Below are 15463 nucleotides of genomic sequence, written 5' to 3' on the forward strand. Positions count from 1 at the left end.
GCCGCCGACGGCCGGGAGGCCGGAGACCGTGCACGGGGGAGGTGCCTATTCACGGAGAAAGCCGTGCAGGATCCGCCACGCTCGGCCCGACGGCTCCGCGCCGGTCGCGAACCGGGTCCGCGAGTGCGGCATGCCGGAACCGCTCGCGACGTCACCGAGGTGTCCGATTCCGCGAGCCGGAGCCCAGGCGGGGTGTGGCTGCGAGCAGAGCAGAGCAGAGCGGATCGCGATCGCGGTATCTCCCTCACCGCCACCGCCACCGCCACCGCCCCGCCACCGCCCCCACCGCCACCGCTCCCGGCCCCTGCGTCCCCGCTCCCCAGGCCGACGGCGCCCTCCGCCCTGTCGGTCCCGCCCCCTGGGGCACCCGCCGTTCCGGCCTCCCGCCCGTCCCGGCCTCCCGCCCACGGTTGTCCACAGCCTCGTCGCGGTGTCGGTGCTCGCCAGTAGGGTGTGAGACATGGCCGATCCCTCCAGCTACCGCCCCAAGCCGGGACAGATCCCGGACTCTCCCGGGGTGTACAGGTTTCGTGACGAGCACCGTCGGGTGATCTACGTCGGAAAGGCGAAGAGCCTGCGCCAGCGCCTGGCGAACTACTTCCAGGACCTGGCGAGCCTGCACCCCCGCACCCGGACGATGGTCACCACCGCGGCGTCCGTGGAGTGGACCGTGGTGTCCACGGAGGTCGAGGCGCTCCAGCTGGAGTACTCCTGGATCAAGGAGTACGACCCCCGCTTCAATGTGAAGTACCGCGACGACAAGAGCTACCCGTACCTCGCGGTGACGATGAACGAGGAGTTCCCGCGGGTTCAGGTGATGCGCGGTCACAAGAAGAAGGGCGTGCGCTACTTCGGGCCGTACGGCCACGCGTGGGCGATCCGGGACACCGTCGACCTGCTGCTGCGCGTGTTCCCGGTGCGCACCTGCTCCGCCGGGGTGTTCAAGAACGCGGCCCGCACCGGCCGCCCCTGCCTGCTCGGCTACATCGGCAAATGCTCGGCTCCCTGCGTCGGCCGGATCTCCCCGGAGGACCACGGCGAACTGGCCGAGGAGTTCTGCGACTTCATGGCCGGCCGCACCGGCACCTACCTCCGCCGTCTGGAGAAGCAGATGATGGAGGCGGCCGAGGAGATGGAGTACGAGCGGGCCGCCCGGCTGCGCGACGACATCGAGGCCCTGAAGAAGGCCATGGAGAAGAACGCGGTCGTGCTCGCCGACGCGACCGACGCCGACCTCATCGCCGTCGCGGAGGACGAGCTGGAGGCGGCCGTGCAGATCTTCCACGTGCGCGGCGGACGCGTGCGCGGGCAGCGCGGCTGGGTGACGGACAAGGTGGAGGACGTCACCACCGGGGCTCTCGTCGAGCACGCCCTCCAGCAGCTGTACGGCGAGGAGACCGGGGACGCCGTCCCTAAGGAGGTGCTCGTCCCGGCCCTGCCCGAGCCGGTCGAGCCGGTCCAGGAGTGGCTCACCGGCCGTCGCGGGGCGAATGTCTCGCTGCGCATCCCGCAGCGCGGCGACAAGAAGGCCCTGATGGAGACCGTGCAGCGCAATGCCCAGCAGGCGCTCGCCCTGCACAAGACCAAGCGCGCCTCCGACCTCACCACCCGCTCGCGGGCGCTGGAGGAGATCGCCGACGCCCTGGACCTGGACAGCGCCCCGCTGCGCATCGAGTGCTACGACATCTCGCACCTCCAGGGCGACGACGTGGTGGCCTCCATGGTCGTCTTCGAGGACGGCCTGCAGCGCAAGAGCGAGTACCGCCGCTTCCAGATCAAGGGCTTCGCCGGCCAGGACGACGTGCGCTCGATGCACGAGGTGATCACCCGCCGGTTCCGCCGCTACCTCGCCGACAAGGAGCGGACCGGCGAGTGGGTGGAGGACAACGCCGAAGACGTCGTCATGGACTCCGGCACCCCCAGCCCCACTCCCACCCCCAGCCCAGCCCCCGCTTCCGTCGCCACCTCCGAAACCGACCCCGACGCCGCCCCGGTCAACGGTTTCAAGGACGATGACGGCCGCCCCAGGAAGTTCGCCTACCCGCCCCAGCTCGTGGTCGTCGACGGTGGCCGGCCGCAGGTCGCCGCCGCGAAGCGGGCGCTCGACGAGCTGGGGATCGACGACATCGCCGTCTGCGGCCTCGCCAAGCGCCTCGAAGAGGTCTGGCTGCCCGAGGACGACGACCCGGTGGTCCTGCCCCGCACCAGCGAGGGGCTCTACCTGCTCCAGCGCATCCGTGACGAGGCGCACCGCTTCGCCATCACCTACCAGCGCACCAAGCGGGCCAAGCGTTTCCGTTCCAGCCCCCTGGACGACGTACCGGGCCTCGGCGAGACGCGCAAGCAGGCGTTGATCAAGCATTTCGGCTCGGTGAAGAAGCTGCGGTCCGCCACAATCGAGCAGATCCAGGAAGTGCCCGGGATAGGCCGCAAGACGGCCGAGACCATCGCCGTGGCCCTCGCCCAGGCGGCCCCGGCCGCACCCGCCGTGAACACGGCCACCGGAGAGATCATGGATGACAGGGAAGACGAGGCGCCCGAGACGACGGCGGACGCCTCGGGGGAGCCCGTACCCGCGGGCGCCCCGGACGATCGACGGGGGCAGGAGAGATGACCGAGCGCGACGCACAGCCCACAGCACAGCGAGATCCGGCGTTCAGCGAAACGCGGGGCGAGCCCGAGGGAACGCACAGCGAGGCCCGCCAGGATCAGCCGCGACAGGCGGAAGCCGAAGCGGTCCAGGACGACGGAGCAGAAGTGAGTACGGACGCCACTGCGGCCGGGGTGCCCGAAGCGGCCATCCCCGAACTGGTGATCATCTCCGGCATGTCGGGAGCCGGCCGTTCGACGGCGGCGAAGTGTCTGGAGGACCTCGGCTGGTTCGTCGTGGACAACCTCCCGCCGGCCCTCATCCCCACCATGGTCGAGCTGGGCGCCCGCTCCCAGGGCAACGTGGCGCGGATCGCGGTCGTGGTCGACGTGCGCGGCCGGCGCTTCTTCGACAACCTGCGCGAGTCCCTCGCCGACCTCGACAGCCGGGGCGTCACGCGCAGGATCGTCTTCCTGGAGTCCTCCGACGACGCCCTGGTCCGCCGCTTCGAGTCGGTGCGCCGCCCGCACCCGCTGCAGGGCGACGGCCGCATCGTGGACGGCATCGTCGCCGAGCGGGAGCTGCTGCGCGAGCTGCGCGGCGACGCCGACCTGGTGATCGACACCTCCAGCCTCAACGTGCACGAGCTGCGCGCCAAGATGGACGCCCAGTTCGCCGGCGAGGAGGAGCCCGAGCTGCGGGCCACGGTGATGTCGTTCGGCTTCAAGTACGGCCTGCCGGTCGACGCCGACCTGGTCGCCGACATGCGGTTCCTGCCCAACCCGCACTGGGTGCCGGAGCTGCGCCCGTACACCGGCCTCAACGAGGAGGTGTCGGCGTACGTCTTCAACCAGCCCGGCGCCAAGGAGTTCCTCGACCGCTACGCCGAGCTGCTGCGGCTGATCGCGGCCGGGTACCGGCGGGAGGGCAAGCGCTACGTGACGATCGCCATCGGCTGCACGGGCGGCAAGCACCGCTCGGTCGCCGTGTCCGAGAAGCTCGCCGCCCGGCTGGCCGCCGAGGGAGTGGAGACCGTGGTCGTGCACCGGGACATGGGGCGCGAGTGACCGAGCGCACTCCACGGCTGAGCAGGCTGCGCCGGATGGTGCCCGAGTCCCGCGCGGCCCGTCCCGTCGAGGCCCGCGGCGCCCGGCCGCGCCGCCGCGGTGCCCAGCCCAAGGTGGTCGCGCTGGGCGGTGGCATGGGACTGTCCGCCTCGCTCGCCGCCCTGCGCCGGATCACCGGCGATCTCACCGCCGTCGTCACCGTGGCCGACGACGGCGGCTCCAGCGGGCGCCTGCGCGACGAGCTGGGTGTGCTCCCCCCGGGTGATCTGCGCAAGGCCCTCGCCGCCCTGTGCGGTGACGACGACTGGGGCCAGACCTGGGCCCGGGTCATCCAGCACCGCTTCCAGTCCAAGGGCGACCTGCACGAGCACGCGGTCGGCAATCTGCTGATCGTCGCGCTGTGGGAGCAGCTCGGCGACCACGTCCAGGCCCTGGACCTGGTCGGCAAACTGCTCGGCGCGCACGGGCGCGTACTGCCCATGTCGGCGGTGCCGCTGGAGCTGCAGGCCCTGGTCAAGGGGCACGACCCGGAGCGGCCCGAGGAGGTGGACATCGTCCGGGGGCAGGCCACCGTGGCGCTCACGCCCGGCGAGGTGCAGTCCGTGCACCTGGTCCCGCACGACCCGCCGGCCGTGCCGGAGGCCGTGGCGGCCGTCCTGGACGCGGACTGGGTGGTACTCGGCCCCGGATCCTGGTTCTCCTCGGTGATTCCGCACCTGCTCGTCCCCGATCTGCTCGACGCGCTCACCGAGACCAAGGCCCGCAAGGTCCTGTCCCTGAACCTGGCACCGCAGCCGGGAGAAACCGAGGGCTTCTCACCGCAGCGTCATTTGGAGGTTTTGGGGCGACACGCCCCTAAACTCGCCCTGGACGTGGTGCTGGCCGACGAGGCCGCCGTGCCCGACCGCGACTTGCTCACCGAGGCCGCCAAGCGGCTGGGAGCCGCGGTCGAGCTGAGCCCCGTGGCCCGGACCGACGGTTCACCCCGGCACGACCCGGAGCTGTTGGCCGCCGCGTACGACCGTATTTTTCGGATGCATGGAAGGATCGGCCCATGGCGATGACGGCAGCGGTGAAGGACGAGATCTCCCGGCTACCCGTCACCCGGACCTGCTGCCGGAAGGCGGAGGTCTCCGCCATTCTGCGGTTCGCGGGCGGCCTCCACCTGGTGAGCGGGCGCATCGTGATCGAGGCGGAGCTGGACACCGCGATGGCGGCCCGGCGCCTGAAGCGGGACATCCTGGAGATCTTCGGGCACAGCTCGGAGCTGATCGTGATGGCCCCCGGCGGGCTGCGCCGCGGCTCCCGGTACGTGGTGCGCGTGGTGGCGGGCGGCGACCAGCTGGCCCGCCAGACCGGCCTGGTGGACGGCCGGGGCCGGCCGATCCGGGGCCTGCCCCCGCAGGTCGTCTCCGGGGCCACCTGCGATGCCGAGGCGGCCTGGCGCGGCGCCTTCCTGGCGCACGGCTCGCTGACCGAGCCGGGCCGCTCCTCCTCCCTGGAGGTGACCTGCCCGGGCCCGGAGGCCGCGCTCGCGCTGGTCGGCGCCGCCCGCCGGCTGTCCATCGCCGCGAAGGCCCGTGAGGTGCGCGGGGTGGACCGGGTGGTCGTCCGTGACGGTGACGCGATCGGTGCCCTGCTGACCCGCCTCGGCGCGCACGAGTCGGTGCTGGCCTGGGAGGAGCGGAGGATGCGCCGTGAGGTCCGTGCCACGGCGAACCGCCTGGCCAACTTCGACGACGCCAACCTGCGCCGCTCCGCCCGCGCGGCCGTCGCGGCCGGCGCCCGGGTCCAGCGTGCCCTGGAGATCCTCGGTGACGAGGTGCCCGAGCACCTCGCGGCGGCCGGCCGGCTGCGCATGGAGCACAAGCAGGCCTCCCTGGAGGAACTGGGCGCGCTCGCCGACCCGCCGCTCACCAAGGACGCGGTCGCCGGCCGGATCCGCCGCCTCCTCGCGATGGCCGACAAGCGTGCGTCCGATCTGGGTATCCCGGGCACCGAGGCCAACCTCTCCGAGGAGCTGGCCGACAACCTCGCAGGCTGAGGCACTGTCACCCCACCGGTGCCGACGGCTGTCACGGTCGTCGGCACCGGCGTTTGCATCCCTTTTGGGCCACCGTGAACTGGCCATGAGGCGCCCTTGACTGGATCATGAAGTGTCATGAGCCTGGCATGAGTTCGCCGCCGTGGCGGACCACTGCTAGGGGGGTTCATGAGACACAGGGCGAGATCGATCCTCGCTGTCGGCGCGCTCCTGATCGGAGGAGCCGCACTCGCACCCGTGGCCCAGGCGCAGACCGGGGGTTCGGCGAAACCGGACCCCGGCGAGGTCAAGGTCTACCGTGCCGACGTCACCAAGACGCAGATTCCCCTCCTGCTCAAAGCCGGGCAGGACGGCCACGAACTCGGCGACCAGGTCACCGGATCCGGCAAGACGGAAGTCGAGCTGTACCTCACGGACCAGCAGGCGAAGAAGCTGGCGAAACAGGGCGTCGACCTCACTGAGCACACGCTGTCGGCGAAGGCCGAAGCGCGCGTCGAGGACGCCTCGCAGGGCGTGTTCCGCCCCTACAGCGGCAGCGGCGGCCTCAAGGCGGAGATCCTGGCGACCGCCCAGGCCAACCCCGGTCTCACCAAGGTCGAGTCCATCGGCAGGACAGTCAACGGCCAGGACATCCTCGCGCTCAAACTGACCAAGGGCGCGAAGAAGTCGAAGGACGGCTCCAAGCCCTCCGTGCTGTACGTGTCCAACCAGCACGCCCGCGAATGGATCACGCCGGAGATGACCCGCCGGCTGATGCACTACTACCTTGACAACTACCGCACCGACAAACGCATCAAGAAGATCGTCGACTCGACCGAGCTGTGGTTCGTGCTTTCCGCCAACCCGGACGGCTACGACTACACCTTCCAGAACTCCGACACCCGCCTGTGGCGCAAGAACCTGCGGGACGTCAACGGCGACGGTGCCATCAGCACGGGTGACGGCGTCGACCTCAACCGCAACTTCGGCTACAAGTGGGGCTACGACGACGAGGGTTCGTCGCCCAGCCCCACCAGTGAGACCTACCGCGGCGCGAGCCCCGAGTCCGAGCCCGAGACCAGGGCGCTGGACGGCTTCGAGAAGCGGATCGGGTTCACGTACGGCATCAACTACCACTCCGCCGCCGAACTCCTCCTCTACGGCGTCGGCTGGCAGGTCGCCACCTCGACCCCCGACGACGTCCTCTACAAGGCGCTCGCCGGCACCCCGGACAACCCGGCGATCCCCGGCTACCACTCGCAGGTCTCCTCGGAGCTGTACACGACCAACGGCGAGGCGGACGGTCACGCGTCCAACATCAACGGCATGGCGATGTTCACCCCCGAGATGTCGACCTGCCAGACAGCCTCGGACATCGACCCGAACGACGCCTGGAACGCCGCCGACTGCCAGTCGGTCTTCAACTTCCCGGACGACGAGAAGCTGATCCAGGACGAGTTCGAGAAGAACATCCCCTTCGCGCTCTCCGTCGCCGAGACCGCCGCCCACCCCGACCGGCCGAGCTCCTCGGTCGGCCTGAGCGCCGCCGACTTCACCCCGGCGACGTTCTCCACGTCGTACTCGCGCGGCGCCGACCAGGAGGTCTCCGTCGTCATCCGCAAGGCGATCCGGGACAAGGAGCTCAAGTACCGCGTCAACGGCGGCCGCACCCACCACACGGCGCTCAAGCGCTGGAAGGGCGGCGAGACCTACGGCGGCGGCGACGACCTCTACTTCGACGAGTACCGGGGCAAGGTGAAGGACGGCGACCCGGGCGACAAGGTCGAGGTGTGGTTCACGGGCGAGGCGAAGAGCGGCAAGAGCGGCAGGGAGGTCTCCAGCGCGCACTTCACGTACACCGTCGCCGAGCGGGCCGGGGCGGACACCCTGGTGGTCGCCGAGGAGGGCGCCAAGGCCGCCCAGGCGCAGACCTACGTCGACGCGCTGAAGGCCGCCGGGCACAAGGCGGTCGTCTGGGACGTCGCCACCCAGGGCGCGCCCGACGCGCTCGGCGTGCTGGGGCACTTCAGGACCGTCGTCCACTACTCGGGCACGAACGGCCCCGGCAACGACACCCAGCTCCAGCTGCGCGCCTACCTCAACGAGGGCGGCAAGCTGGTCGAGGCCGGCGAGCTGGCCGGCGGCAGCGTGAAACTCGCCGACGGCACCCCGTCGAACGACTTCAGCCAGTACTACCTGGGCGCGTACTCCCGCACCTCGACACCCGGAGCCACCGGCTTCACCGGCTCCGGCCCGCTGGACGGCTTCAGCGGGGCCCTCAGCGGCACCTCGGCCAACCCGCTCGACAAGGCCGGGACCTACGCCGTCACCTCCGACGAGCTCTCGCCTGCCGCGTACCCGCAGTTCGCCAGCGCGGGCGCCGGCCAGTTCGCCGGGACGGTCAACCCGTACGGGCCGTACTCCGGGTCGTACATGGCCGCGGCCGTCCACACCGACGACGCCTACAAGCGGCTCACCCGCACCGTCGACCTCACCGGTGTCACCGCGGCCCAGCAGCCGGCCCTCAGCGCCAAGGTGCTGTGGGACACCGAACCCGGCTACGACCACGCCGTCGTCGAGGCGCACGTCGTGGGCGCCGACGACTGGACGACCCTGCCCGAGAAGAACGGCGCCACCAGCAGCGCCGTACCGAGCGAGTGCGGGGCCGGGTTCCTGATCGCCGAGCACCCGTGGCTCAAGCACTACCTGACCATCGCGGACAACCAGTGCACCGCGAGCGGCACCAGCGGCTCCTGGAACAGCTTCACCGGCAGCTCGGCGGGCTGGCAGTCCGTGAACTTCGACCTGAGCGCCTACGCCGGCAAGTCCGTCGAGATCTCCATCGGCTACATCACCGACCCGAGCACCGGCGGGCACGGCGTCCTCGTCGACGACGCCTCGCTGGTGCTCGGCGGGACGGCCACCGAGACCGAGGGCTTCGAGACCTCCCTCGGCCCCTGGAGCGTCACCGGCCCGCCCGCGGGCAGCCCGGCCGTCCTCAAGGACTGGACGCGCACCGGAGCCCTCTTCAAGACGTACGGAGCGATCACCACCGACCACACCGTGCTGCTCGGTTTCGGCCTGGAACAGGTCACTTCCGCGGCCGATCGCGCGGCTTTGGTGAAAAAGGCGCTGACAGCACTCGACAACTGACGCCGACCGCACGCGACAAGTGAGCCGACCCGCTCACGAACGAGTGAAAGCTCGGTGAGAACGGGTCGGCATTCCATGACAAAGACCAGCGATATCACCCTCGATCCGAGGCGGTCCGTACGCCTACTGGCGGGTACGGACCGCCTCGCCGTGTATGGGGCATCTGGATGCCGCCAAGGGAGCCTCAGGGAGGTAGGGTCGTGGGTGGTCGGGGACATCCCAAATACAGCTCGCCGGCATCGCATGGCCGGCGTACCAACGAGGAGATCGGTTCGTGACGATCCGCGTAGGCATCAACGGCTTCGGTCGTATCGGTCGCAACTACTTCCGCGCGCTGCTGGAGCAGGGCGCTGACATCGAGATCGTGGCTGTCAACGACCTGGGTGACACCGCGACCACCGCGCACCTGCTGAAGTACGACACGATCCTCGGCCGCCTCAAGGCCGAGGTTTCGCACACCGCCGACACGATCACCGTCGACGGCCACACCATCAAGGTGCTGTCCGAGCGCAACCCCGCCGACATCCCGTGGGGCGAGCTGGGCGTCGACATCGTCATCGAGTCGACCGGCATCTTCACGAAGAAGGCCGACGCCGAGAAGCACATCGCCGGCGGCGCCAAGAAGGTCCTCATCTCGGCTCCGGCCAAGGACGAGGACATCACCATCGTGATGGGCGTCAACCAGGACAAGTACGACCCGGCGAACCACCACGTCATCTCCAACGCCTCCTGCACCACCAACTGTGTGGCGCCGATGGCGAAGGTCCTCGACGAGAACTTCGGCATCGTCAAGGGCCTGATGACGACGGTGCACGCGTACACCAACGACCAGCGCATCCTGGACTTCCCGCACAAGGACCTGCGCCGCGCGCGTGCTGCCGCCGAGAACATCATCCCGACCACCACGGGTGCCGCCAAGGCCACCGCGCTGGTCCTGCCGCAGCTCAAGGGCAAGCTGGACGGCATCGCCATGCGTGTCCCGGTCCCGACCGGCTCCGCCACCGACCTGGTCGTGACCCTGCAGCGCGAGGTCACCAAGGACGAGGTCAACGCCGCGTTCAAGAAGGCCTCCGAGGACGGCGACCTGAAGGGCTACCTGGCCTACACCGAGGACGAGATCGTCTCCTCGGACATCGTCAGCGACCCGGCCTCCTGCACCTTCGACTCCTCCCTGACCATGGTCCAGGAGGGCAGCACGGTGAAGGTCCTCGGCTGGTACGACAACGAGTGGGGCTACTCCAACCGCCTCGTCGACCTCACGGTCTTCGTCGGCGAACAGCTCTGATCGGCCGAACAGGCACCTCGATGCGGTAGCAGGGCCCGGGTGGCGCACCGTCGCGCCGCCCGGGCCCTGACGCACGTAAGGATCGACCCGACGACATACGGTTCGATCAGTCCTCGTACGATCAAGAGCCCTCCTGTAGGAGTCCCCAACACATGAAGACGATCGACGAACTCCTCGCCGAAGGGGTCGACGGCAAGCGGGTCTTCGTCCGCGCCGACCTCAACGTGCCGATGGCCGACGGTCTCATCACCGACGACGGCCGCATCCGTGCCGTCCTGCCCACCGTCAAGGCCCTCGCCGACGCGGGTGCCAAGGTGGTCGTCGCCTCCCATCTGGGCCGCCCCAAGGGTGCCCCGGACCCGAAGTTCTCCCTGCTCCAGGCCGCCGAGCGGCTCGGTGAACTGCTCGGCGCCCCGGTCGCGTTCGCCCAGGACACCGTCGGCCCCGCCGCCCACGACGCGGTGAACGGCCTGCAGCCCGGCCAGGTCGCGGTCATCGAGAACCTGCGCTTCAACGCCGGCGAGACGTCCAAGGACGACACCGAGCGCGGCGAGTTCGCCGACCGGCTCGCCGCCCTCGCCGACGTCTACGTCGGTGACGGCTTCGGCGCGGTGCACCGCAAGCACGCCTCCGTCTACGACCTCCCGGCCCGGCTGCCGCACTACGCCGGCTACCTGATCGCCACCGAGGTCGGCGTCCTGAAGAAGCTCACCGAGGACGTCCAGCGGCCCTACGTCGTCGTGCTCGGCGGCGCCAAGGTCTCCGACAAGCTCGCCGTGATCGACCAGCTGCTCGGCAAGGCCGACCGCATCCTCATCGGCGGCGGCATGGTGTACACCTTCCTCAAGGCCAAGGGCTACGAGGTCGGCAGCTCCCTCCTCCAGGAGGACCAGCTCGCCGCGGTCACCGAGTACGTCGAGCGCGCCGAGAAGACCGGCGTCGAGCTCGTGCTGCCCGTCGACACCCTGGTCGCCCCCGAGTTCCCGGACCTGTCGGCCAAGACCCCCGGCAACCCCGCCACGGTCCCCGCCGACGCCATGCCGGCCGGCCAGATGGGGCTGGACATCGGCCCGGAGACCGCCAAGCTGTACGCCTCGAAGCTCGCCGACGCCGCCACCGTCTTCTGGAACGGTCCCATGGGCGTCTTCGAGCACCCCGACTACGCCGCGGGCACCAGGGCGGTCGCCCAGGCTCTCGTCGAGTCCAAGGGCTTCACCGTCGTCGGCGGCGGGGACTCCGCAGCCGCCGTGCGCATCCTCGGCTTCGACGAGAACGCGTTCGGACACATCTCGACCGGTGGCGGCGCCTCCCTCGAATACCTCGAGGGCAAGACGCTCCCCGGCCTCGCCGCACTGGAGGACTGACCCACATGGCCGCATCTGTTTCTTCCGGGCGCACGCCGATCATGGCGGGCAACTGGAAGATGAACCTCAACCACCTTGAGGCCATCGCGCACGTCCAGAAGCTCGCCTTCGCCCTGGCCGACAAGGACTACGAGGCCGTCGAGGTCGCCGTCCTGCCGCCCTTCACCGACCTGCGTTCCGTGCAGACCCTGGTCGACGGCGACAAGCTCAAGATCAAGTACGGCGCCCAGGACCTCTCGGCACACGACTCCGGCGCCTACACCGGCGAGATCTCCGGACCCATGCTGGCCAAGCTGAAGTGCACGTACGTGGTCATCGGCCACTCCGAGCGCCGCCAGTACCACGCCGAGACCGACGACATCGTGAACGCCAAGGTCAAGGCCGCCTACAAGCACGGTCTGACCCCCATCCTGTGCGTCGGCGAGGAACTGGACGTCCGCGAGGCGGGCAGCCACGTCGCCCATACCCTCGCCCAGGTCGAGGGCGGTCTCAAGGACCTCCCGGCCGAGCAGGCCGAGTCGGTCGTGATCGCCTACGAGCCCGTCTGGGCCATCGGCACCGGCAAGGTCTGCGGCGCCGCGGACGCGCAGGAGGTCTGCGCCGCGATCCGCGCCAAGCTCGCCGAGCTGTACAGCCAGGAGCTGGCCGACCAGGTGCGCATCCAGTACGGCGGCTCCGTCAAGGCCGGCAACGTCGCCGAGATCATGGCGCAGGCCGACATCGACGGTGCCCTGGTCGGCGGTGCCTCGCTGGACGCGGACGAATTCGTCAAGATCGTGCGCTTCCGCGATCAGTGATCGGGCCGAGCGAGTAGGCCCAGGGGGCGATCCGTCGTACCCTTGCGGGGACAAGGTGGCTTGCCGCTTTGTCCCCCTCGTTCATCCGAAGTCGTTCATCCGAATCCGAGAGAGTTGGTCCAGCCGTGGTTTTGGGGTTCTCGATCGCCCTGATCGTCTTCAGCCTGCTGCTGATGCTGCTGGTGCTGATGCACAAGGGCAAGGGCGGCGGCCTCTCCGACATGTTCGGTGGCGGTATGCAGTCCTCCGTGGGCGGCTCCTCGGTCGCCGAGCGGAACCTGGACCGGATCACGCTGGTGATCGGTCTGCTCTGGCTCGCGTGCATCATCGTCCTCGGGCTCCTGATGAAGACGAACAGCTGATCCGCGACACGCACACACGCACAATCTGTACGTAAGGCCCCATGTTCGGTACGCGCACCTGAGCGCGGCCTATCATGGGGCTTGCGTCTAGGTGCGGGGGCGGTAACTCCCACCACTGGACGCGCGTTGGGCCTTACGTAGACTGAGGCGCTCGCAACGAAGCGACACGCCGACTCGCTTCGCGGCACCATCACGCAGGGAGTTACGACCGTGGCAAGTGGCAACGCGATCCGGGGTAGCCGGGTCGGGGCGGGGCCGATGGGCGAGGCCGAGCGCGGCGAGTCCGCGCCGCGTCTGCGCATCTCCTTCTGGTGCTCCAACGGGCACGAGACGCAGCCGAGCTTCGCCAGCGACGCGCAGGTGCCCGAGACCTGGGACTGCCCGCGCTGCGGCTTCCCGGCCGGTCAGGACCGGGACAACCCGCCGGACCCGCCGCGCACCGAGCCGTACAAGACGCACCTCGCGTACGTACGGGAGCGGCGCAGCGACGCGGACGGCGAGGCGATCCTCGCCGAGGCGCTCGCCAAACTGCGGGGCGAGATTTAGCAGTTGAGGCCGGCCGGGTGCCCGAGGGCGCCTGGCCGGAGCCGTCTTCGCGGCTGGGTCCGGGTCCGCGTCCGGCCCGTTGTCAGTGCTGCCCTCTACGGTTTGTGCATCGGCGAATCGTGAGGGGGCGGCGGTGACGGTGAGCGAGGGGGCGCCCGCGTGGCGCGGGGGATTCGGGCGGCTGTGGACGGCCGCCGTGGTCTCCCGGTTCGGGGACGCGTTACGGACGTCCGCGCTGCCCCTGCTGGCCGCGCGCCTGACCGGCGACCCGCTCGCCGTCGCCTCGGTGACCGCCTGCGGATATGTGCCGTGGCTGCTGTTCGGGCTGCTCGGCGGTGCCGTCGCGGACCGGGTGGACCAGCGGCGCGCGATGTGGTCCGTGGACACGGTACGCGGGCTGCTCGTCGCCGCCTTCGCGCTCGCCGTGGCCCTCGGTCACGCCTCGATCCCGCTGCTCCTCCTGCTCGCCTTCGCGCTCACCACCCTGCAGACGCTCTTCGACAACGCCTCCACCGCGCTGCTGCCCTCCCTGGTGGACCGGCACGCCCTGGGCGGAGCCAACGCCCGGCTGATGACCGGCCAGCAGATCGCCGGCGGACTGCTCGGGGCCCCGCTCGTGCCGCTGCTCCTGACGGCCGGCGCGTTCATGCCCTTCGCGGCCGACGCGAGCACCTACCTGGCGGCCGCCGCCCTGGTCGCCTCCCTGCGGGCACGACCCCCGAAGCGGGCGCCACGCCCGGCCGGCAGCACCCTGCGCAGGGAGATCGGCGAGGGCCTGCGCGCCCTGTGGCAGGACCGCGCACTGCGGGCCACCTGCGTCGCCACCCTGCTGTGCAACATCGGCATGGGCGCCCTGATCGCCACCCTGGTCCTGCACGTGACGCGCTGGCTGCACGCGGGCACCGCGGGCTACGCGGCGGCCATGACCGCGTACTCGGCCGGCAGCATCACCGGCGGCTTCCTCGCCCAGCGCGTCGCCCGCCGCACCGGCCGGATGCGGGCCCTGCTGGTCGCCGGGACGGTCCAGACGTCGGCCCTGCTGCTCATGGGCACCGTCCGGCACCTCGGCGCACTCGTCGCCGGCATGCTGCTGCTCGGCGCGATGAACATGGTGTGGAACGTCAACCAGGTCACGTTGATGCAGCAGCACGCGCCCGAGTCGATGACCGGCCGGATCGCCGCCGCCTTCCGCACCTCCTCCACATCCGGCGCGCCGCTCGGCGCGCTGCTCGGCGGAGCCGTCGCGGGAGCCTACGGCCTGAACGGCCCCGCGCTGCTGGCCGCCGCCCTCTTCGGCCTGGCCGTCACCTCGTTGATACCGGTGCGCAAGCCTGACGTACCTGTTGTTGCGCCGCGGGAGAGCGCGACGGCAGGCCGTGCCCCGAGCTGATCAACTAGGTTGGAACGGCGGCGGCACAGGCACGCAACAGGACAGGTGCAAGGAAGAAGGCTGAAGTCGGAATGAACGCAGACGGCCGTACCAGGCTCAACCAGACACCCGAGTGGACCGCGCTCGCCAAGCACCGGGAGGAGCTCGCCGGCACCCGTCTGCGGGACCTGTTCGACGCCGACCCGGGGCGCGGCACGGGCTACACCCTCCAGGTCGGCGACCTCCACATCGACTACTCGAAGCACCTGGTCAACGACGAGACACTGCGACTGCTGCGGGAACTGGCCGCCGCCACCGACGTGTTCGGGCTGCGGGACGCCATGTTCCGCGGCGAGAAGATCAACGTCACCGAGAACCGCGCGGTCCTGCACACCGCCCTGCGTGCCCCGCGCGACGCGGTGGTCGAGGTCGACGGCGAGAACGTGGTGCCCCAGGTGCACGCCGTCCTGGACAAGATGAGCGACTTCGCCGACCGCGTCCGCTCCGGCGCCTGGACCGGCCACACCGGCAGGCGCATCAAGAACGTGATCAACGTCGGCATCGGCGGCTCCGACCTCGGCCCGGCGATGGCCTACGAGGCCCTGCGGGCGTTCACCGACCGCGACCTGACGGTCCGCTTCGTCTCCAACGTCGACGGCGCCGACCTGCACGAGGCCACCCGTGACCTGGACCCGGCGGAGACGCTGTTCATCATCGCCTCCAAGACGTTCACCACGATCGAGACGATCACCAACGCCACCTCCGCCCGCAACTGGCTCCTCACCGAGCTGAAGGCCGGTCAGGAAGCGGTCGCCAAGCACTTCGTGGCCCTCTCCACGAACTCCGAGAAGGTGTCGGACTTCGGCATCGACACGGCCAACATGTTCGAGTTCTGGGACTGGGTCGG

General features: G+C 70.2%; 11 protein-coding genes and 1 pseudogene. All 12 read left to right on the plus strand.

Annotation, left to right across the window (positions count from 1 at the left end; translation table 11 throughout):
* Positions 1 to 460 precede the first annotated feature (460 nt).
* The gene (gene uvrC / locus AB0P24_RS34665; RefSeq protein ID WP_365801089.1) at positions 461 to 2614 is read left to right on the plus strand and encodes an excinuclease ABC subunit UvrC; all 2154 of its coding nucleotides are present in this window, start codon (positions 461 to 463) and stop codon (positions 2612 to 2614) included.
* Complete coding sequence (gene rapZ, locus AB0P24_RS34670) at positions 2611 to 3657, plus strand: RNase adapter RapZ (protein WP_365801091.1); 1047 nt, start codon at positions 2611 to 2613, stop codon at positions 3655 to 3657. The genes uvrC and rapZ overlap by 4 nt, the downstream gene beginning before the upstream one ends.
* Positions 3654 to 4721: a uridine diphosphate-N-acetylglucosamine-binding protein YvcK gene (gene yvcK, locus AB0P24_RS34675; protein ID WP_365801093.1), complete on the plus strand. Its 1068-nt coding sequence runs from the start codon at positions 3654 to 3656 to the stop codon at positions 4719 to 4721. The genes rapZ and yvcK overlap by 4 nt, the downstream gene beginning before the upstream one ends.
* Positions 4712 to 5701, plus strand: a complete 990-nt coding sequence (gene whiA / locus AB0P24_RS34680; protein WP_030642347.1) for a DNA-binding protein WhiA — start codon at positions 4712 to 4714, stop codon at positions 5699 to 5701. The genes yvcK and whiA overlap by 10 nt, the downstream gene beginning before the upstream one ends.
* Positions 5702 to 5869: 168 nt before the next feature.
* Positions 5870 to 8833: a M14 family zinc carboxypeptidase gene (locus AB0P24_RS34685; RefSeq protein WP_365801095.1), complete on the plus strand. Its 2964-nt coding sequence runs from the start codon at positions 5870 to 5872 to the stop codon at positions 8831 to 8833.
* Positions 8834 to 9107: 274 nt separating this feature from the next.
* A complete protein-coding gene (gap, locus tag AB0P24_RS34690; RefSeq protein ID WP_365801097.1) occupies positions 9108 to 10118 on the plus strand; it encodes a type I glyceraldehyde-3-phosphate dehydrogenase in 1011 nt (336 codons plus the stop codon).
* 152 nt (positions 10119 to 10270) lie between these two features.
* Positions 10271 to 11482 carry a phosphoglycerate kinase gene (locus AB0P24_RS34695; RefSeq protein WP_365801099.1) on the plus strand — a complete coding sequence of 404 codons (1212 nt, stop codon included), beginning with the start codon at positions 10271 to 10273 and terminating at the stop codon, positions 11480 to 11482.
* A gap of 41 nt (positions 11483 to 11523) precedes the next feature.
* On the plus strand, positions 11524 to 12279 hold the full coding sequence (gene tpiA / locus AB0P24_RS34700) for a triose-phosphate isomerase (RefSeq protein WP_365801109.1): 756 nt from the start codon (positions 11524 to 11526) through the stop codon (positions 12277 to 12279).
* A 131-nt stretch (positions 12280 to 12410) separates the two neighbouring features.
* Complete coding sequence (gene secG / locus AB0P24_RS34705) at positions 12411 to 12641, plus strand: preprotein translocase subunit SecG (RefSeq protein ID WP_362581921.1); 231 nt, start codon at positions 12411 to 12413, stop codon at positions 12639 to 12641.
* Between the two features lie 210 nt (positions 12642 to 12851).
* Positions 12852 to 13187, plus strand: a complete 336-nt coding sequence (locus tag AB0P24_RS34710; RefSeq protein ID WP_003976875.1) for an RNA polymerase-binding protein RbpA — start codon at positions 12852 to 12854, stop codon at positions 13185 to 13187.
* A 196-nt stretch (positions 13188 to 13383) separates the two neighbouring features.
* Complete coding sequence (locus AB0P24_RS34715; protein WP_365801111.1) at positions 13384 to 14577, plus strand: MFS transporter; 1194 nt, start codon at positions 13384 to 13386, stop codon at positions 14575 to 14577.
* A 71-nt stretch (positions 14578 to 14648) separates the two neighbouring features.
* A pseudogene (locus AB0P24_RS34720) lies at positions 14649 to 15463 on the plus strand (glucose-6-phosphate isomerase); the annotation flags it as partial.

The organism is Streptomyces sp. NPDC086519, assembly GCF_040686075.1.
Classification (GTDB): domain Bacteria; phylum Actinomycetota; class Actinomycetes; order Streptomycetales; family Streptomycetaceae; genus Streptomyces; species Streptomyces shenzhenensis.

Excerpts from the sequence above, each read along its gene's own strand:
- uvrC (WP_365801089.1), top strand. The coding sequence starts at position 461 with ATGGCCGATCCCTCCAGCTACCGCCCCAAGCCGGGACAGATCCCGGAC.
- rapZ (WP_365801091.1), top strand. The coding sequence starts at position 2,611 with ATGACCGAGCGCGACGCACAGCCCACAGCACAGCGAGATCCGGCGTTC.
- whiA (WP_030642347.1), top strand. The coding sequence starts at position 4,712 with ATGGCGATGACGGCAGCGGTGAAGGACGAGATCTCCCGGCTACCCGTC.
- AB0P24_RS34685 (WP_365801095.1), top strand. The coding sequence starts at position 5,870 with ATGAGACACAGGGCGAGATCGATCCTCGCTGTCGGCGCGCTCCTGATC.
- AB0P24_RS34695 (WP_365801099.1), top strand. The coding sequence starts at position 10,271 with ATGAAGACGATCGACGAACTCCTCGCCGAAGGGGTCGACGGCAAGCGG.
- tpiA (WP_365801109.1), top strand. The coding sequence starts at position 11,524 with ATGGCGGGCAACTGGAAGATGAACCTCAACCACCTTGAGGCCATCGCG.